The organism is Pseudorhizobium halotolerans, assembly GCF_902153235.2.
Classification (GTDB): domain Bacteria; phylum Pseudomonadota; class Alphaproteobacteria; order Rhizobiales; family Rhizobiaceae; genus Neorhizobium; species Neorhizobium flavum.
In genome coordinates, this window is record NZ_CABFWE030000016.1 from 87396 (window position 1) to 102597 (window position 15202).

The 15202-nt window shown below is 63.3% G+C and carries 25 protein-coding genes; 24 read left to right on the forward strand and 1 reads right to left on the reverse strand.

Annotated elements, in window-relative coordinates:
- Positions 1-61 precede the first annotated feature (61 nt).
- The 7 genes from FN060_RS20635 to FN060_RS20665 are packed head-to-tail and all read left to right on the forward strand — an operon-like array spanning position 62 to position 3126.
- A complete protein-coding gene (locus FN060_RS20635; RefSeq protein WP_142589838.1) occupies positions 62-1087 on the forward strand; it encodes an AAA family ATPase in 1026 nt (341 codons plus the stop codon).
- Positions 1087-1398 carry a hypothetical protein gene (locus tag FN060_RS20640; protein WP_142589839.1) on the forward strand — a complete coding sequence of 104 codons (312 nt, stop codon included), beginning with the start codon at positions 1087-1089 and terminating at the stop codon, positions 1396-1398. Before FN060_RS20635 ends, FN060_RS20640 begins: the two co-directional genes overlap by 1 nt.
- Positions 1395-1691 (forward strand): RNA-dependent RNA polymerase family protein, encoded by a 297-nt coding sequence (locus tag FN060_RS20645; RefSeq protein WP_142589840.1) that lies wholly within the window; start codon positions 1395-1397, stop codon positions 1689-1691. Before FN060_RS20640 ends, FN060_RS20645 begins: the two co-directional genes overlap by 4 nt.
- A complete protein-coding gene (locus FN060_RS20650) occupies positions 1688-1969 on the forward strand; it encodes a hypothetical protein (protein ID WP_142589841.1) in 282 nt (93 codons plus the stop codon). Before FN060_RS20645 ends, FN060_RS20650 begins: the two co-directional genes overlap by 4 nt.
- Position 1970: 1 nt before the next feature.
- The gene (locus tag FN060_RS20655; protein ID WP_142589842.1) at positions 1971-2621 is read left to right on the forward strand and encodes a DUF3164 family protein; all 651 of its coding nucleotides are present in this window, start codon (positions 1971-1973) and stop codon (positions 2619-2621) included.
- Between the two features lie 8 nt (positions 2622-2629).
- A complete protein-coding gene (locus FN060_RS20660; RefSeq protein ID WP_142589843.1) occupies positions 2630-2938 on the forward strand; it encodes a hypothetical protein in 309 nt (102 codons plus the stop codon).
- Positions 2935-3126 (forward strand): hypothetical protein, encoded by a 192-nt coding sequence (locus tag FN060_RS20665; protein WP_142589844.1) that lies wholly within the window; start codon positions 2935-2937, stop codon positions 3124-3126. The genes FN060_RS20660 and FN060_RS20665 overlap by 4 nt, the downstream gene beginning before the upstream one ends.
- Positions 3127-3137: 11 nt before the next feature.
- Here the strand turns inward: FN060_RS20665 and FN060_RS20670 are convergent, their stop codons facing one another.
- Positions 3138-3425, reverse strand: a complete 288-nt coding sequence (locus FN060_RS20670) for a hypothetical protein (protein ID WP_142589845.1) — start codon at positions 3423-3425, stop codon at positions 3138-3140.
- An 89-nt stretch (positions 3426-3514) separates the two neighbouring features.
- Here FN060_RS20670 and FN060_RS20675 point away from each other — a divergent pair, with 89 nt between their 5' ends.
- From FN060_RS20675 to FN060_RS20755, 17 genes are all read left to right on the forward strand, one after another.
- Positions 3515-4159 (forward strand): gp16 family protein, encoded by a 645-nt coding sequence (locus FN060_RS20675; protein ID WP_142589846.1) that lies wholly within the window; start codon positions 3515-3517, stop codon positions 4157-4159.
- Positions 4159-4908 carry an SAM-dependent DNA methyltransferase gene (locus tag FN060_RS20680; protein ID WP_142589847.1) on the forward strand — a complete coding sequence of 250 codons (750 nt, stop codon included), beginning with the start codon at positions 4159-4161 and terminating at the stop codon, positions 4906-4908. The genes FN060_RS20675 and FN060_RS20680 overlap by 1 nt, the downstream gene beginning before the upstream one ends.
- A 1-nt stretch (position 4909) precedes the next feature.
- Positions 4910-5170: a hypothetical protein gene (locus tag FN060_RS20685; RefSeq protein ID WP_142589848.1), complete on the forward strand. Its 261-nt coding sequence runs from the start codon at positions 4910-4912 to the stop codon at positions 5168-5170.
- Positions 5171-5172: 2 nt separating this feature from the next.
- Positions 5173-5391, forward strand: a complete 219-nt coding sequence (locus FN060_RS20690) for a hypothetical protein (RefSeq protein ID WP_142589849.1) — start codon at positions 5173-5175, stop codon at positions 5389-5391.
- The gene (locus FN060_RS20695; protein ID WP_142589850.1) at positions 5375-5773 is read left to right on the forward strand and encodes a helix-turn-helix domain-containing protein; all 399 of its coding nucleotides are present in this window, start codon (positions 5375-5377) and stop codon (positions 5771-5773) included. The genes FN060_RS20690 and FN060_RS20695 overlap by 17 nt, the downstream gene beginning before the upstream one ends.
- A gap of 90 nt (positions 5774-5863) precedes the next feature.
- Positions 5864-6562, forward strand: coding sequence for a peptidoglycan recognition protein family protein (locus FN060_RS20700; RefSeq protein ID WP_142589851.1), 699 nt, complete (start codon positions 5864-5866; stop codon positions 6560-6562).
- A gap of 9 nt (positions 6563-6571) precedes the next feature.
- Complete coding sequence (locus tag FN060_RS20705; protein WP_183949964.1) at positions 6572-6850, forward strand: NAD(P)+ transhydrogenase beta chain; 279 nt, start codon at positions 6572-6574, stop codon at positions 6848-6850.
- Entirely contained in the window at positions 6847-7209 is a 363-nt protein-coding gene (locus tag FN060_RS20710; RefSeq protein WP_142589852.1) for a hypothetical protein, read from the forward strand. The genes FN060_RS20705 and FN060_RS20710 overlap by 4 nt, the downstream gene beginning before the upstream one ends.
- A 204-nt stretch (positions 7210-7413) precedes the next feature.
- Entirely contained in the window at positions 7414-7635 is a 222-nt protein-coding gene (locus tag FN060_RS20715) for a TraR/DksA C4-type zinc finger protein (protein WP_142589854.1), read from the forward strand.
- Positions 7632-7967, forward strand: a complete 336-nt coding sequence (locus FN060_RS20720; protein WP_142589855.1) for a DUF2730 family protein — start codon at positions 7632-7634, stop codon at positions 7965-7967. Before FN060_RS20715 ends, FN060_RS20720 begins: the two co-directional genes overlap by 4 nt.
- Positions 7964-8278, forward strand: a complete 315-nt coding sequence (locus FN060_RS20725; RefSeq protein ID WP_142589856.1) for a VpaChn25_0724 family phage protein — start codon at positions 7964-7966, stop codon at positions 8276-8278. The genes FN060_RS20720 and FN060_RS20725 overlap by 4 nt, the downstream gene beginning before the upstream one ends.
- A gap of 3 nt (positions 8279-8281) precedes the next feature.
- Positions 8282-8911, forward strand: coding sequence for a phage protein Gp27 family protein (locus FN060_RS20730; RefSeq protein ID WP_142589857.1), 630 nt, complete (start codon positions 8282-8284; stop codon positions 8909-8911).
- Complete coding sequence (locus tag FN060_RS20735) at positions 8904-10574, forward strand: hypothetical protein (RefSeq protein ID WP_244665900.1); 1671 nt, start codon at positions 8904-8906, stop codon at positions 10572-10574. The genes FN060_RS20730 and FN060_RS20735 overlap by 8 nt, the downstream gene beginning before the upstream one ends.
- Positions 10574-12169, forward strand: coding sequence for a DUF935 domain-containing protein (locus tag FN060_RS20740; RefSeq protein ID WP_142589858.1), 1596 nt, complete (start codon positions 10574-10576; stop codon positions 12167-12169). Before FN060_RS20735 ends, FN060_RS20740 begins: the two co-directional genes overlap by 1 nt.
- Before the next feature lie 2 nt (positions 12170-12171).
- Complete coding sequence (locus FN060_RS20745) at positions 12172-13392, forward strand: phage head morphogenesis protein (RefSeq protein WP_142589859.1); 1221 nt, start codon at positions 12172-12174, stop codon at positions 13390-13392.
- A 258-nt stretch (positions 13393-13650) separates the two neighbouring features.
- Positions 13651-14793, forward strand: coding sequence for a phage protease (locus FN060_RS20750; protein ID WP_142589860.1), 1143 nt, complete (start codon positions 13651-13653; stop codon positions 14791-14793).
- On the forward strand, positions 14790-15200 hold the full coding sequence (locus FN060_RS20755) for a hypothetical protein (RefSeq protein ID WP_142589861.1): 411 nt from the start codon (positions 14790-14792) through the stop codon (positions 15198-15200). Before FN060_RS20750 ends, FN060_RS20755 begins: the two co-directional genes overlap by 4 nt.
- Positions 15201-15202: the final 2 nt, after the last annotated feature.

Sequence of the window (15202 nt, forward strand, 5' to 3'; positions counted from 1 at the left end):
CAAAAAAACGGGCGCAACCAAAAGGCGCGCCCGAGTGATCAAAAGCTAAGGAACCTTGTAAATGAAAAAACCGATCAGCACAAGCACCGCCTGGGAACACCCGCAGCCAGCGGCCGAGTTCATTGCCAAGCATCCCGAGCCGGATGTCGCGGCATGGCGGGTCTTGATTGACCGCGTCATCCAGGCGGCCACCGCCAACGGATGGAAGAAAGCTGAAGTCGCCCGCCGCATGAACATGGCGGAGGGCACGTTCTCACAGTGGGCGTCCGGTAAGTACATCGGCGTCCTCTCAAACCTCAACATACAGGCCGAGAACTGGCTCAGCGCGATCGAGGAAAGCGCCAACCTGGCCGCCTCGGTGCCGGTATCGCCACCATTCCAAATGACAGGCGTCGGTCATGAAGTCATGCAGACACTCGCCTGGGCGCAGGTGACCTCCGGCTTCGTGGCCATCAAACTCGATTCCGGCGTCGGGAAGAGCATGGCCGCCCGCCACTATTGCAACACCCGGCCGCACGCCTTCATGGCAACGGTCAGCCCGCACACCAAGACGGTGCACGGCATGCTGGTCGAACTGGCGGCAGAGCTTGAGGTCCAGGAGAACAACCCGGCGCGGCTGGTTCGTGCCATCGGTCGCAAGCTTTCCCGCATCGGTGACGGCACCCTGCTGATCATCGACGAGGCGCAGAACTTGACCGGCGACGCGATCAACCAGCTCCGCCACTTCGTCGACATCTACAAGTGCGGCATCGCGCTGATCGGCAACGAGGATGTTGCAAACGACTTCCTTACCGATCGCACCCGCTCAGTCTCCAGCCGGGCGCAGGTGCTCTCCCGCTTCGACAAGGTGCTGCGGAGAGAGCCGAACCGGACGGACGATGCGATCCGCATGATCCGCGCATGGAAAATCGAGGACGAGGCCTGCACCAACTTCCTGCTCGGCATCGCACTGAAGCAGGGAGCGCTCCGCCAGATCGACCGGACGGTCAAGAGCGCCTTGCCGGCCGCAATCGGCGCCGGCGAGGAGCTGTCCTTGAAGCATCTTCAGGCCGCCTGGAAGCGCCGCGACCTGGGGGACATGGTCTGATGGCGGAGGATCTGAAGCTTTCCGCAAGCCTTCAGCGGCTCCTCACTCCGATGCTGCCGCATGCGGACCTCCCTGAAGGCGCAACTGTCGAGATCGAGGCCGCTGGTATGCGGTCGATGATCAACGCCCTGCAGATCATGCAGAAGATGGCGCTGAATATGGAACTTGAGCTTGCCTGCCATCGCGATACCGAAGCCGGCCGCGAGATGCGCACGACAATGGAAGGTGAAGCCACCGACCAGCTCGACGACCTGATCGCGGAAACCAGCGGCAAGATCATCCGCCCGAACTTCGGGAGGAAGCCATCATGAACGAAGGCCTCCTGCCCTCCGACAAGATGATCGCCTGCCGCCGCACCTTCCAGACCATCGTCCGGCCTGGCGAGGCTCCCTCGGCCGCAGCCATCCAGATGTTGCTGATGGAGTTCAACACCGCCGTCGCGCTCGCCGAGGATCTGGAGGAGGAACATCGCCTCCTCCAGAGCCAGATCGAGAACCTGAAGGTCTTCACGGGCGGCCGGCGGCTTTCGCCGGTCAGCATCCCCGGCAGCAATGTCACGGTGCTGATGTCCCGGCCGACGCCTCCCGATGGAGGCACGGCATGAAGTCGATCGAAGTCACCGCCCGCGTCGTCATCCCGATCGACGATATCGTGGAAGCAGTCGGTCCCGAGGTCAGCAAGACGCTGATCTCGGCCGGCGCCGCCAGGGCCAAAACCCGGCCGCCCGCACTCTCACTGCGGCTATCGGTCCAGCGCGTCATCGCCGCGCTCGACCAGCTCGAAACAGTCACCAACACGGTGGGCGAGACGAACGCCCGGAAGGTGCTGATGCAGCGCCTCCTGGATCTCCGCGTCACCTTCAACAAAACAGGGAGCATCTGAAATGGAAGCAGTCATTCTCGAAGAGCGCCAGGACGGCGTCACCCTCATCAACGGCAAGGAGTTCATGACCGATGCGAAGGGCGGCTACATCCCGCTCTCCATGGTCAAGCCACAGCACAAGCTCGAAGACGAGGCGGTGCGCAAGATCATCAGCTTCGCATTGAACTTGAGTTCTCAAATTGCCCGGTTCCGTGAGCACTCCATGGGCGACCTCGCCGCGCTCGACGCGCTGCTCGCCCAGGAGTACGGCGTCAAGATCGGCGGCGCCAAGGGCAACCGGACATACCAGACGATTGACGGCCTGATGAAGGTTCAGGTGCAGGTTGCCGAGCTGGTTGATTTCGGGCCGGAGCTTCATCAGGCCAAGAGCCTGATCGACGAGTGCCTCAACGAATGGTCGGCGGATAGCCGGCCGGAGATCCAGGCGATCGTCACCCGCGCCTTCAATACTGACAAGGAAGGCAAGATCAACCGCTCCGAGATCTTCATGCTGCTGCGGCATCAGATCGAGGACGAGCGCTGGCAGCGGGCCATGGACGCGATCCGCGATGCCATGCGGGTGACTGGTTCGAAGGAATACCTGCGGTTCTACCTCCGCGAAAAAGCCACCGATGGCTGGTCGGCCGTCACCATCGACCTTGCGAAGGCATAGGTGCAGCGATGGCGGATCTAATCAGCTCCATCAAGTACATAAAGGACGGTCTGGCGAAGCTACCGCCGGGCGGTCCCGATGGCTACCAGGAGCGCCGGAAGGCTCTCGAAGAGCTGGCGCGGGGCATCGCTAGCGATCTCCCAAAGGTCAAGATCAACGAGCGCTACGATGGCGCGAGGGTCAGCATCGCCGGCGTCCGCGCGTCATCCACGAGCGGTATCGACGGGGCCTTGAACAACTGGATTGCCGCAGCTCGGCGCCAACTCGACAAGACTGGCTTCATCGCCACCAATGGCGAGAAGGAGAACGTGCGATGAAAACGCCTTCCTTCGAGCGGATCCTGGAAGTCCTGATCGAGGAGTATCGCAACGATTGCCATGAGGTCTTTGAGCAGGAGGGCGTGCATTACGCGCGCCTTCCCATCGACATCGATCCCGCCGGCGGCGTCCTGACCGAGATGAACCTGACGCGCCTGGCCGACCTGATCGGGAGGAAGCTGTCATGAGGGTCGCCGGACTAGCTACCCTCGCCATTGCCAGCCCCGCGATCATTCTTAACGACGATCCCGTCAAAGAATTCATCCACCGTTCTCAAGGCCGCTTCAACATAGGACAACTCGACTTCATAGGGGGCGTCCGACCAAGAGGTCTTGAGATCCTGTTTAACCGCCTCTCGGATGTCGCCAAGATAGACGGTTGTACGCGAGTTTCGGGCCAACTCCTGCAGGAGCGCGATGCTGATTTGGCGGAACGCCATCATACCTGCCGCCATCTCCAATTTGCCCTCAAAAGTGTGCTCGACCATCTCTTTCTCCTCTTCCATTGGAGCAAATGGAACAGTGAGTCCCTGCACAAGCGCAATACCCAAACGCGATCTTTGAAAGAGGCAGGCCGGTGAGCAACTCCATTGCCGCCATCCATGTCGCGAAGAAGCAGCTCGGCCTGGACGAGGACACCTATCGAGGCAAGCTTCGCCTCATCACCGGCAAGACCTCGACGAAGGACATGAGCGAGGCGGAGCGCCAGCAGGTGCTGGCCGTCTTCCGCAACGAAGGCTTCGCACCGGTTGGAGCTGCTCGCCGCGAGGGCGGCCGGCAGAAGTTGGCAGGTAAGTTCGCGAAGAAGCTGCAGGCACTCTGGATCGCTGCCTACAACCTCGGCATCGTTCGCGATCGTGACGACGCGGCGCTGGAGAGCTTCATCAAGCGCCAGACCGGCATCGAGCGCGAGCGCTGGCTCCGCCATGCCGACGATGCCTCGAAGGTCATCGACGCGCTGAAGGTCTGGATGGCTCGCGAAGGTGGCGTTGACTGGTCAAGCGCCGGCATGCACCCGCAGAGCTACATGCGCGCGACCGGCTACAAGATTGCCGCCGCGCAGTGGGCCATCCTTTCGCCCGGAGATCGCAACGGCATGTGGCAGGCGATCGTCGCCATCGTGGGCGGCAGTGTCCTCGACCGGCATCTCGACGATCAGCAGTGGATCCGCGTGATGAACGCATTCGGCGAGCGCATCCGCTCGCGGAAGGCAGGTGCGTGATGAAGTCGAACCACATGGAGTCGCGGAAGCTTTCGAAAGGCTCGCTGGAGTATTTCCCGACGCCACCCTGGGCGACCCGCGCCTTAATCCACGAAGTGCTGCACCGGGAGCCCCTTGATCTTCGCTCAAAGCGCGTCCGGGAGCCCTGCGCCGGCGGCGGCCATATGGTGCTGCCGCTGCGGGAAAGTTTCGGTGCGGTCGACGTCTCCGACCTTGCCGATTGGGGCATCAATCCAGAGATCCGCGACTTCCTGGAAGAGAGCCGGGAGCGGCTAATAGAGGACGGCCACGAGGTGCCGGACTGGATCTTCATCAATCCACCCTTCGAACAAGCCGCAAAGTTCGTTCAAAAGGCCCTCGAAATCGCCATCGAGGGCGTTGCTGTTTTCTGCCGCCTCGGCTGGCTGTCCGGTCAGGAGCGGTACCACACGATCTTCGGCCCGCGCCGGCCGACCTACGTCTGCCCCTTCTCCGAGCGCGTGGCGCTGATCGAGGGCGTGTGGGATCCCGAGGCGAGCAGCGCAACTGACTACGCCTGGTACGTCTGGATCAAGGGCGCGGTCCCTGAAGAGGCCGCGCCCTGGTCGTACCCGACCTTACGCCACCTGCGCCCCGGCATGCAGGATCTCTACACCCGGCTCGCCGATCGCGATCTGGCTACGCCTGGCGAGGCCGCGCGCCGGCTTGCCGCGAGGAAAGCCGCAGCAAACAAACAGTCCAAACAAGCAGCTCTATTTTCGGAGGCATGAAATGAGCCGCAGCAAGAGACGTACGCGTACCTGGAAGCTCAAGCTCTCGATCGAGGAGTTGGAGAAGCATGCGCCGGCGATCTTTGGTCCTCTCCTCCATCTCGTCGAGGAGGGGTTTGTCCTGCAGACCTCCTCCGGGATCTGGCGCAAGGCGGACGGAACGGGCACTGCCCGCTACGTCTACCGCTGCGGGACCAATCGGGAAGGCCGGAGCATCGTGCTCACCAGTCGCAACATCCCGCTGCGCTACGAGGCCGCCTGACGATGACCGAGGCGCTCCCGCTCTTGAACTGGCAGAAACAGGCAGAGCATTTCCGTCTCCAGGAAGACCGGGAGCGCCTGCTTGCGCGCATCGCCACCCTCCGTCCTCGGGAGCACAAGCGCGTCCTGTTGGAGGCGCGGGTGCGGGAACTGACGCTGCGCCAGATGGCGCTGGAGAACGAACTCTATCGACCGGAGGGACATCGTGACCGACCTTCCTGATCGCGCCTGGTTCACGCCACTCCTCAACCGCATTGCTGACGCCGCCGGAGAAAGGGCGGCGTTGGTGCTTGCTACCGAAAAGGCATGCCAGGAGATCCATATTCCGACGAAGGTTCATGCCGGCCACTGGCTCGCCAAGCTGGTAGGGCTTGACGAGGCCAAGGCGATCGCAGAAGTATTCGGGGGCAGGAACATTGTGCTTCCTCCCTCTGTCGGTGGGCAGAAGCGCAAACGGGCCAGCATCCTTGCGGAGATGATCGACAAGGGCCACACGGTCAATCGGATCACGGCCGCTACCGGTGTTGCGCGTTCCACCGTTTACGATCACCGGGCGAAGCTCAAAGCATCGCCGAAAGATGATCCTCAAGGCTCCCTCTTCTAAGTTTCGATCGGTTCCGCATCGTCCGATTTCGGACGGTGCCTGATCGTGTTTCGTTGAGCGACTGTGCCCCTGGGACTGAAGGGGCAAATCATGCGGACCATCAACGAGATCATCGTGCATTGCACGGCGACACCGGCCGGTAGACCGGTCACCGTAACCGAAATCAATGCCTGGCACCTTGCCCGCGGATGGTCTGGCATCGGCTACCACCGCGTCATCGGCCTGAAGGGTGAGCGCTGGCAAGGCCGGCCGCTGGACAAGATCGGCGCGCATTGCGAGGGCCACAACAGCTCGACGATCGGTGTTGTTTATGTCGGCGGAGTTCTCTCGGACGGCCGGACGCCGGCCGACACCCGAACTCCAGCACAGAAAGATGCGTTGCTGGCAGAGATCCTCGCGCTCCGGGACCGCTTCGATATCCGCAAGATCTCCGGTCACAACGAATATGCCGCGAAGGCCTGCCCGTCTTTCGATGCCTCCGCAGAGTACGACAGCTATTTCGAGGGAGGTCGCGGCATCGCCGGAACGGTCGACCCGCTCCTGCGCCGTGGGGACGCCGGCCCCGCTGTCCTCGCCTGGGCCGACGACTTGGCTGCTTATCGCAAGCTCATCGGCCACCAGTGGCCGCTCCGCCCGACGGCGGTGTTCGATCAAGACCTCGAAATGGTCACCCGCTGGTTCCAGAAGGAGCGTGGCATCCTTGTCGACGGGAAGGTCGGGCCGCAGACGCGCATGGAAATGGAGCGCGCCCTTGCAGGCGTCGGTCCGTACAGCGCGCTGTTCAGCTGAGACGGCATCATGCAGAAGCCGTCTTACCGGACCTCCAAGCTTGCCATCTGGCTTTCTTCCTTTCTCGCCTGGCTGGTGATCCTCGCCCTTACCGCAGGCGCGGTTGCCTCCGGCCAGGTCATCGCCTTTGCCCAGATTGCCCTGCCGATGATGGTTGGCTTGATCGCCGTCATGCTCGGCATCCATCGCGGCCTCGGCTCTCTCGATATGTGGACGATGACCCGTTCGCCCGCACTGCCTTCCTCCTCCTACCACCCGCGCGACGATCCGAAGGAGAACGGACGATGACGGCGTGGCTTTCGAAGGCGGTCACGCCGCTCATTGTGATTTCCCTGATGTTGCTTGCTGCCGCCTTCCTCGGTTGGCTGGCGCTGCACACCGTAGACGGCATGGTGGATGACGCCCGCCTCAGTGCGATTGCGGAGCGGGACGCCCACTGGAAGGGCGAAATCGCAGAGGCCAACACCAAGGCCGCCCTCGCCGAAGCCGCACAGGCGAATAGCGCGTTGCGGATCCAGGCTGAGGCAACCGCCAAGATCCGCGCCGCCGAAGAAAAGCTCACCGAACTGGAGAAAGAAAATGCGGCTCTGCCTGATGGCGCTGCTTGCGGCCTCGACCATGGCCGTGTCCGCTTGCTCGCCCGCTGATGGCGAGAAGCCGGTCGTGAAGATCGTGGAGCGGAAAATCACCCTGCCGCCGGAATCGGAAATTCCGTGTCCGCAGCCGGCCAGCCTTCCCGATAGAGCGATGACCGCAACTGAAGTCACCAGCTCCTGGGGCAGCGATCGCGCCAGCCTGCGGATCTGCGAAGAGCGGCGCGCTGCTGCCGTTGCCTCAGTTCGGGGGCCGCAATGAATTTCGGCAATGGTGCCTTCGACCTCGCAGCCAAGCGGGAGCAGGAAGAGCGTGAGGCGCTGATCGCGGACGCCGCCCATGCAGTGAAGCAAAAAGGCTCCGTCATCTGTTGTGACTGCGACAGACCAATTCCCGAAGCGCGCCGCCTCGCGGCTCCCTTCGCCCGGCGCTGCATCCAGTGCCAGACGATCCACGAGGAAGAAAAGTACCACCGATGAACATCGACCTTACCACCGTCGCGGCACTGGTCGCCCTGGCACTTGGATGCCTCAACCTGATAGCTGCGGCCCGTGCCATGCTCTCCGCCGGCGAGAAGAAGCTCGACGATCGGCTGAAGGTCGCTGAGAAGACGCTGATCGTTCACGACCGTCGCATCCAGACAATCGAAGGCGAGATCAAGCACCTCCCTGACAAGAGCACCGCCCACAAGCTGGAGCTGGCACTGGCGGACATCGTCGGGCGGCTCAACGCGATGGACGAGCGCATGAAACCGATCGCCGCTACCAGCGAGCGGCTGCATGACCTTCTCCTGGAGCAAGCACGCAAATGACCGACCTCGGAACCGACTTCGCCCGTATCGTCCGCGAGGAAGCGCGCCTGATCATCCTGAAGGCGCTCGCCGAGCAGACCAACGAAAGTCTCTCGTCCAGCATGCTTGAGCAGGTGCTCTCGCGCTTCGCGATCCACCAGGAGCGGCCGTGGATCCATCAGCAGATGGAGTACCTGCGGACGATGGAGGCAATCACCGTCGTCGACGCGGGCACCGTCAAGATCGCCACCCTGACGGATCATGGGCACCGCCACCTCAGTCGCCATATCGCGATCGAGGGCGTGAAGCGTCCGTCGCGGCCGGGAGCCTGATCCATGGCGAAGGGACGCGGCCGGCTTACCGCAATCGATCTGTTGCCCGAAGAATGCGAGGCAATCGTCAGCTGGGCGGCGCAGGCTCTTGCCGATCGCGAGCGCACCCAAGTCGAGATCTATGGCGAGTTCAAACAGAAGCTGATCGCGCTGCAGGGCGAGCAGGGCATCGACTTCGATATTCCGTCATTCTCGGCCTTCAACCGGTATTCGATCCGTCTCGCCATGGTGTCTCGCCGGCTGGAGCAGACGCGAGAAATCGCAGCCACCCTATCAGAGCGGATGGATGCTGCAGGCTCCGACGACCTCACCCTAATCGCGGCAGAGGCGATCAAGACCCTGATCTTCGAGGTGCTGCAGGCGAAGGGCGAAGCCGGCATCGATCCGAAGGGCGCGATGGAGCTGGCAAACGCGCTGCGCGCCGCCTCGGCCGCCCAGGTCAACAGTTCAAACCGGCGCATGAAACTGGAAGCCGAAGAGAAGGCACGCAAGGCAGAGGCCGATATGCGCGCCAAGGCCGAGCAGGCGCTTGATGTCCTGTCGAACGAGCCCGGCGTCTCCAAGGAAGCAATTGCCCGCGCCCGCCGGGAGTTCCTCGGCGTCCGGCCAAAGAAGAAGAGCGACGATGGCTGACCTGCAGCTTCCCCAGGGTGAATGGAAGGATCCGCCGGTCCTCGGGAGAAATCCCGAGGATCTTCCGCACGAGCTGCCGCGTGGCGCCGATATCCCCGACGATCTCGACCCGCTGGCAGAGGGCGTCCTTATGGCCCACCAAGCCGACTGGATCGCCGACGAAAGCACGCTCAAGATCTGCGCCAAGGGTCGACGCACCGGCATTACCTTCGCCGAGGCGCTCGACTGCACCCTGATCGCGGCCGCCAAACGCTCGGCCGGCGGGCAGAACGTCTTCTATATCCCCGACAGCAAGCCGAAGGGCCGCGAGTTCATCGGCTATGCCGCGCACTTCGCCAAGACGGTGGCAAAGGAGATGCTGACGATCGAGGACGGCATCTTCTTCGACCAGCGGGCCGATGGATCGACGAAGGCGATCTCCAGCTTCATCATCCGGTTTGCCTCCGGCTTCCGGATCGAGGCGTTGTCTTCCCGGCCGGAGAATATCCGCGGCCTTCAAGGGACCGTCGTCATCGACGAAGCGGCGTTTCACCGCGATGTCCGCGAAGTCATCGACGCCGTTGGCGCGCTCCTCATCTGGGGCGGCAAGATCCGGATCATCTCCTCCCACAATGGCATCAGCAATCCGTTCAATGAGTTGATCAAGGAAGCCGGCGCGAAGAAGAACGGGTTCAAGGTCCACACCTACAGTTTCGGGGACGCGGTCAAAAACGGGCTCTACAAGCGCGTCTGCCTGATGAAGGGCGAGGACTGGAGCCAGGAGAAGGAAGACGCCTGGGAAGCGGAGATCCGCAGCGCCTACGGTACCCGCACGGCGAAGATGAAGCAGGAGCTGGATGCGATTCCGGCCGAGGCCGAAGGCTCCGCCCTCACCCGCGTCCTGATCGAGAGCTGCATGTCCCGTGATCTGCCGGACGTGGTGCGCTGGGATCGCCCCGACGATTTCAAGAACCTCGACGACTTTGCCCGCGAGGAGCAGGCAGCGGAGTTCTGTGAAGGCGTCCTGAAGCCGCTTCTCGATCGTCTCGATCCGAACCGGCAGCACTGCTTCGGAGAAGACTTCGCCCGCAGCGGCGACAAGACTGCGATCCTCGTCTTCGAGCTTGGCGCCGACCTGGTCCGCCGCGCCCGCCTGACGGTGGAGCTGAAGAACATACCCTTCGACCAGCAGCGCGACATCCTCTTCTATATCGGCGATCGGTTGCCTCGCCTGATAGGCGGGGCGCTCGATGCCCGTGGTAATGGTCAATATCTGGCGGAGAAGGCGCGTCAGCGCTGGGGCGAGTGCATTCAGGAAGTGATGCTGTCGGCCAAGTGGTATGCGGCGAACATGCCGCCCTATATTGAAGCCTTCTCGGACAAGAGCCTGCTGCTGCCGGTCGATGCCGACGTTCTCGCCGACCACCAGGCGCTTGCCTACGTCAACGGCATCATCAAGGTACCTGACGAACATTCGAGCAAGGGCGCTGACGGCTACGATCGCCACGGCGACACCGCACCGGCCGGCGCACTTGCCTTCTACGCCAGCCGCCAGGACTTCGCCGAATACGCCTACCAGCCGGCCCCGCGCGCGCCGTCCCGGTTCGATACTCCCAACACTGATCGCGACGACGGGGCGCCCTATCGCCTCGGCTCCATGCGTCGATCGAGAGGACTTCACTGATGGCCCAGCTCCTCGACCAGTTCGGTCGCCCGCTCAACACCGCCGCCCTCAAGCAGGAATATGCCGCTCCGACCACCACGGGAGTGCGCCGGCCCAATACCGAGCATCAGGCGACAGGCCTCACGCCTGGCAAGCTCGCGCGTCTTTTGCGCTCCAGCGTCAATGGAGATCCCGAAGCCTATCTCGGGCTAGCCGAGGACATGGAAGAGCGGGACCTGCACTACGCCGGCGTGCTCGCCTCTCGCAAGCTGCAGGTGGCCGGGCTGGAGACCACGGTGGAAGCCGCAAGCGACAGTCCGGAGGATGTCGAGAACGCCGACATGGTCCGTCGCTTCATCGAGCGGGACGCTTTCGAGAGCGAGCTGGTCGATATCCTTGACGCGATCGGCAAGGGTTTCTCAGCCACGGAAATCATGTGGGACACGTCCGAGCGGCAATGGGAGCCCAGGGAACTGAAGTGGCGCGATCCGCGCTGGTTCCGCTTTGCAGATGAGGACGGCGAAACGCCTCTCCTGCGCGACGCGGCTGGCGATCAGCCGCTGCAGCCATTCAAATGGGTGTTCCACCAGGCGAAGGTCAAATCTGGCCTGCCGATCCGTGGCGGCATTGCCCGCGCCGTCTGCTGGACCTTCCTGTTCAAGAGCTTTACCGGCAAGGACTGGGCGATCTTCTGCGAGGCCTACGGCCAGCCGCTCCGCCTCGGCAAGTATGGCCCCGGTGCCAGCGAGCCGGACAAGGAAGTGCTTCTCAGGGCCGTGGCCAACATCGGCGTCGATTACTCTGCGATCGTTCCCTCATCGATGGCAGTCGAGTTCGTGAAAGCCGACATTGCCGGCTCACATGAGCTGTACGAAAAACGCTCCGACTGGCTCGATCGGCAGGTGTCGAAGCTCGTGCTCGGCCAGACCGGCACCACAGATATGAGCGGCTCCAGCGGCTACGCCCAGGCGAAGGTTCATGACGGTGTCAAGGCGGACATCGAGCGATCGGACGCCAAGCAGCTCGCCGCCACCCTGAACCGCGACTTGGTCAGGCCGTACATCGATCTCAACAAGGGACCGCAGAAGGCTTACCCGAAGATCAAGATCGGCCGACCGGAATCGCTCGACCTGAAGCAGTGGATGGAAAACGTCCGCACCTTCGTCTCCATGGGCGGCAAGGTCGGCATGTCCGTCGTCCGTGACAAGCTCGGCGTCGAGGATCCCGCCGCTGAGGAGGAATTGCTCATCGCGCCGGGCCGCAGGGCAGATCCCGACTATGCCGACGATGCGCCGATCGTGCCGCCGGCACCTGCCGGAAAGCGTGCCGGTGTCACCGCCCATCGCGCGGCCGCTGGCGCCAAGCCTTCCGACGCCATCGACCTCTCGATCGAGACACTCCTCGAGGAGGACGGATGGGCCGCAATGGTGGAGCCTATTGTCTCCGGCCTCGAGGAGCAGCTCGCCGGCGCCACGAACCTTGAGGAGGTCCGCGAGATCCTGGCGACCCGGTACCGGACGATGGATGTTGCCGCGATGACCGACATGCTGGCCCGCGCCGCCTTCAATTCCAGGCTGGCGGGAATCGGTGGCGACGATCTGACGGATGAGGGCTGACCTTGGCTGTCACGATCAAGCCGCTGCAGCCTCTCGACGCCATCGCCGCCTTCGAGGCGCGTCACGGCAACCTGCTGGAAACCTTCTCCTGGCAGGACGCATGGCAGGAAGAGCATGCGACGATGTTCACTGTCGCGAAGTCGGCCGGCTTCGATATCCTGAAGGACATCCAAACGGCCTTTGAGCGCGCATTGAGGGACGGCCAGACGCCGCAAGACTTCGCACGCCAGCTGCGGCCCGTGCTTCAGGAGAAGGGATGGTGGGGTCGCAAGCTGGTGGCTGATCCCGCGTCCGGCGAGTTGGTACCGGCGCAGCTTGGCAGCGCGAGACGCCTGCAGACGATCTTCGACGCGAACATGCGCGTCTCCTACGCCGCCGGTCACTGGACGAACTTCGAGCGCAACCGGCGCACCCGCCCCTACCTCCGTTACGTCGCACTCCTGGATGACAGGACGCGCCCGTCGCACCGGGCGCGCCACAACCTCGTCCTGCCGGTCGATCATCCCTATTGGGATATGTGGGCACCGCCCTGCGGCTGGAATTGCCGCTGCACGCTGCAGAGCCTCTCCCAGCGGGACATCGACCGCCTGCAGGGCGAAGGCGAGAAGCTGGTATTCGAGCCGCCGACGGACACCTTCCGGAACTTCGTCAACAAGCGCACCGGCGAGATAACCCGAGTGCCCGATGGCATAGATCCCGGCTGGGCGTACAACCCCGGCCGGGCCGGATACGAGGCACGCGTTAACCAGGCGCTGGCGGAGAAGATCGCGGATGCGCCGCCGGCGATGGTGCAGGCGGCCGTCGAGGAGCGCGTGTCGAGCAGCGCCTTCGATCGGTTCTTCCGCAATCCCCAGGGAAGCATGCCCGTGCTCGCCGTGCCGGCCGAGATCTCGGCTGCCATCGGTACGGACATGCGCGTGGCGATCCTGACGGCCGACCGGATGCGCCAGCAGCAGATGCGCCGGCCGGAGCTGACGCTGGAAGACTATCGGGCCATTCCCTCGATCGCCGCCAACCCCGCTCTTGTTGTCCAGGACGGATTGCGAACCTTCTTCCTGGCGAAGCATCCGGATGGCCGCTGGCGCTATGTGACCGTCATGGTCCGCGACGACAATCGTTCGGCCGGAGCCGTGACGTCATTTCGCTATGCCGGCGATCGCGACGTTGATAATCTCCTCGCACGGGACGGTGCTCGAATCGTCATCGACAGGCGCCAGAAATGACAGATGCCCTTGCCTCAGGCGCTGATTTTCATATTTCGCCGCAGAGCGCAGCAGCCGGTCAAGACGGCCAGACGGGCGTTCGGAGCCGAAAAACGCTTCCAGAGGCTTTGAAACGGCTTCAAAAACGATCCTGAAGCCTGTTGCTCGATCCTTCGTCCGTGATTAAGGTCACGACATCCCTCCCCGCCCAGAGCAAGGTTCCGCACCGTCCGATTTCGGACGGTGTATCGAGACGCCGCATCCGCCTTAGATGCGAGCATGAAAAACGCTCTCGCCGCCCTCGCTGCATCCGTGCTGTCTGCTCACGTCGCCGACCTTTCGGTGGCGGATGCCGATGGCAGCTGGATCCAGCTCATCCCCGCCGGGACGTTTAGCGGCCGCGACGGTCGCGGCCCGTATCATTCCGGCGACCAGGCTGGCCTGCAGCAGATCGCGGCACTCACCCAGCGCTATCACGGCCCGACCGACATCGTCATCGACTACGAGCATCAGAGCCTCCATGCCGACAAGAGCGGCAAGCCTGCTCCGGCCGCCGGCTGGATCAAGGAAGTGCAGGCGCGGGCGGACGGCCTCTATGGCCGCGTTGAATGGACCGCCAATGCGGCGGCCCTGATCAAGGCGAAAGAGTACCGGTACCTGTCGCCGGTCTACTTCCACACAAAGGACGGCAAGATCCTCGCACTGCAGAATGCGGCGCTGACCAACGTGCCGAACATCAACATGGCGGAAGTCTCCGCCCACACGATCTTCCAGCAACCGCCTCAAGAGGAAAACATGAAGAAGGTAATCGCCGCCCTCGGCCTGGCCGACGGCGCTGGCGAGGATGATGTGCTTGTCGCCATCAACTCGCTCCTGACCAGCTCGACGGCGATCGCCGCTGCAGCCGGTCTCACCAAGGACGCCAAGTCCGATGCAATCGCCACGGCGGTGCAGACCGCTTTCGCCGATCGGAAGAAGATCGCGATAGCGGCCGGCCAGAAGGAGGATGCAACCACGGATCAGATCGTGGCCGCCTTCCAGTCCGCCCATACTTCGAGCACGCCCGATCCGACGAAGTTCGTTCCGGTCGAGCAGGTTTCCGCGATGCAGGCCGATATAGCGGCTTTGCAGAAGCAGCTGCAGGACGACAAGGCGGAAGAGGCCGTCGATGAAGCCATTCGCGGTGGGAAGCTCGCTCCCGCACTTCGTGAATGGGGCCTGTCGGTGCATCGCACTGACCCTGCCAAGTTCGAAGCGTTCGTCGACAAGGCACCGGTCCTTACGGCCGCGCAGCGCACGGCGACCGCCCAGGCGCGAGGAGGCGAAGCCGCTTCCGAGCTGGATGAAGCCGAGACCGCCGTCATGCGGCAGATGGGTCTCACCAAGGAGCAGATGCTCCAGGTCAAGAAAGGTGACGCATGACGCAGCTCGCAGCTGATCGCAACACGCCGGAGCGTTCCGGCGGCACCCGTGAGGTTCCGGCAGCCGCCGGCGCCCTCCTCTTTGCTGGCGCGATGGCGGCAGTGAATGCGGCAGGCAATGCCGTCCCGGTGACGGAGGCTCTCGGCCTCAAAGGAGCCGGCCGCGTCGAGAACCGCGCCGACAATAGTGACGGTGCGGCCGGTGACGTGCGGGTGAAGATCCGGGCGGGCATCTTCCGCTACGCCAACTCCGCCGGCGCCGATGAGCTGACGCAGGCCGACATCGGTTCCGACGTCTATGGCGTCGATGACCAGACGGTCGCGAAAACCTCAAACACCAACACGCGCTCAGTCGTCGGAAAGGTCTTCGATGTCGATGACCAGGGCGTCTGGGTCAAGTTCTCCTGAAG

What these genes read in the sequence shown, in the direction of transcription:
- FN060_RS20640 (WP_142589839.1), top strand. Translation starts at nt 1,087, where the DNA reads ATGGCGGAGGATCTGAAGCTTTCCGCAAGCCTTCAGCGGCTCCTCACT.
- FN060_RS20725 (WP_142589856.1), top strand. Translation starts at nt 7,964, where the DNA reads ATGACCGACCTCGGAACCGACTTCGCCCGTATCGTCCGCGAGGAAGCG.
- FN060_RS20755 (WP_142589861.1), top strand. Translation starts at nt 14,790, where the DNA reads ATGACGCAGCTCGCAGCTGATCGCAACACGCCGGAGCGTTCCGGCGGC.
- FN060_RS20705 (WP_183949964.1), top strand. Translation starts at nt 6,572, where the DNA reads ATGCAGAAGCCGTCTTACCGGACCTCCAAGCTTGCCATCTGGCTTTCT.
- FN060_RS20660 (WP_142589843.1), top strand. Translation starts at nt 2,630, where the DNA reads ATGGCGGATCTAATCAGCTCCATCAAGTACATAAAGGACGGTCTGGCG.
- FN060_RS20720 (WP_142589855.1), top strand. Translation starts at nt 7,632, where the DNA reads ATGAACATCGACCTTACCACCGTCGCGGCACTGGTCGCCCTGGCACTT.
- FN060_RS20750 (WP_142589860.1), top strand. Translation starts at nt 13,651, where the DNA reads ATGAAAAACGCTCTCGCCGCCCTCGCTGCATCCGTGCTGTCTGCTCAC.
- FN060_RS20690 (WP_142589849.1), top strand. Translation starts at nt 5,173, where the DNA reads ATGACCGAGGCGCTCCCGCTCTTGAACTGGCAGAAACAGGCAGAGCAT.
- FN060_RS20650 (WP_142589841.1), top strand. Translation starts at nt 1,688, where the DNA reads ATGAAGTCGATCGAAGTCACCGCCCGCGTCGTCATCCCGATCGACGAT.
- FN060_RS20730 (WP_142589857.1), top strand. Translation starts at nt 8,282, where the DNA reads ATGGCGAAGGGACGCGGCCGGCTTACCGCAATCGATCTGTTGCCCGAA.
- FN060_RS20735 (WP_244665900.1), top strand. Translation starts at nt 8,904, where the DNA reads ATGGCTGACCTGCAGCTTCCCCAGGGTGAATGGAAGGATCCGCCGGTC.
- FN060_RS20685 (WP_142589848.1), top strand. Translation starts at nt 4,910, where the DNA reads ATGAGCCGCAGCAAGAGACGTACGCGTACCTGGAAGCTCAAGCTCTCG.
- FN060_RS20710 (WP_142589852.1), top strand. Translation starts at nt 6,847, where the DNA reads ATGACGGCGTGGCTTTCGAAGGCGGTCACGCCGCTCATTGTGATTTCC.
- FN060_RS20670 (WP_142589845.1), bottom strand. Translation starts at nt 3,425, where the DNA reads ATGGTCGAGCACACTTTTGAGGGCAAATTGGAGATGGCGGCAGGTATG.
- FN060_RS20635 (WP_142589838.1), top strand. Translation starts at nt 62, where the DNA reads ATGAAAAAACCGATCAGCACAAGCACCGCCTGGGAACACCCGCAGCCA.
- FN060_RS20700 (WP_142589851.1), top strand. Translation starts at nt 5,864, where the DNA reads ATGCGGACCATCAACGAGATCATCGTGCATTGCACGGCGACACCGGCC.
- FN060_RS20680 (WP_142589847.1), top strand. Translation starts at nt 4,159, where the DNA reads ATGAAGTCGAACCACATGGAGTCGCGGAAGCTTTCGAAAGGCTCGCTG.
- FN060_RS20740 (WP_142589858.1), top strand. Translation starts at nt 10,574, where the DNA reads ATGGCCCAGCTCCTCGACCAGTTCGGTCGCCCGCTCAACACCGCCGCC.
- FN060_RS20655 (WP_142589842.1), top strand. Translation starts at nt 1,971, where the DNA reads ATGGAAGCAGTCATTCTCGAAGAGCGCCAGGACGGCGTCACCCTCATC.
- FN060_RS20645 (WP_142589840.1), top strand. Translation starts at nt 1,395, where the DNA reads ATGAACGAAGGCCTCCTGCCCTCCGACAAGATGATCGCCTGCCGCCGC.
- FN060_RS20715 (WP_142589854.1), top strand. Translation starts at nt 7,414, where the DNA reads ATGAATTTCGGCAATGGTGCCTTCGACCTCGCAGCCAAGCGGGAGCAG.
- FN060_RS20665 (WP_142589844.1), top strand. Translation starts at nt 2,935, where the DNA reads ATGAAAACGCCTTCCTTCGAGCGGATCCTGGAAGTCCTGATCGAGGAG.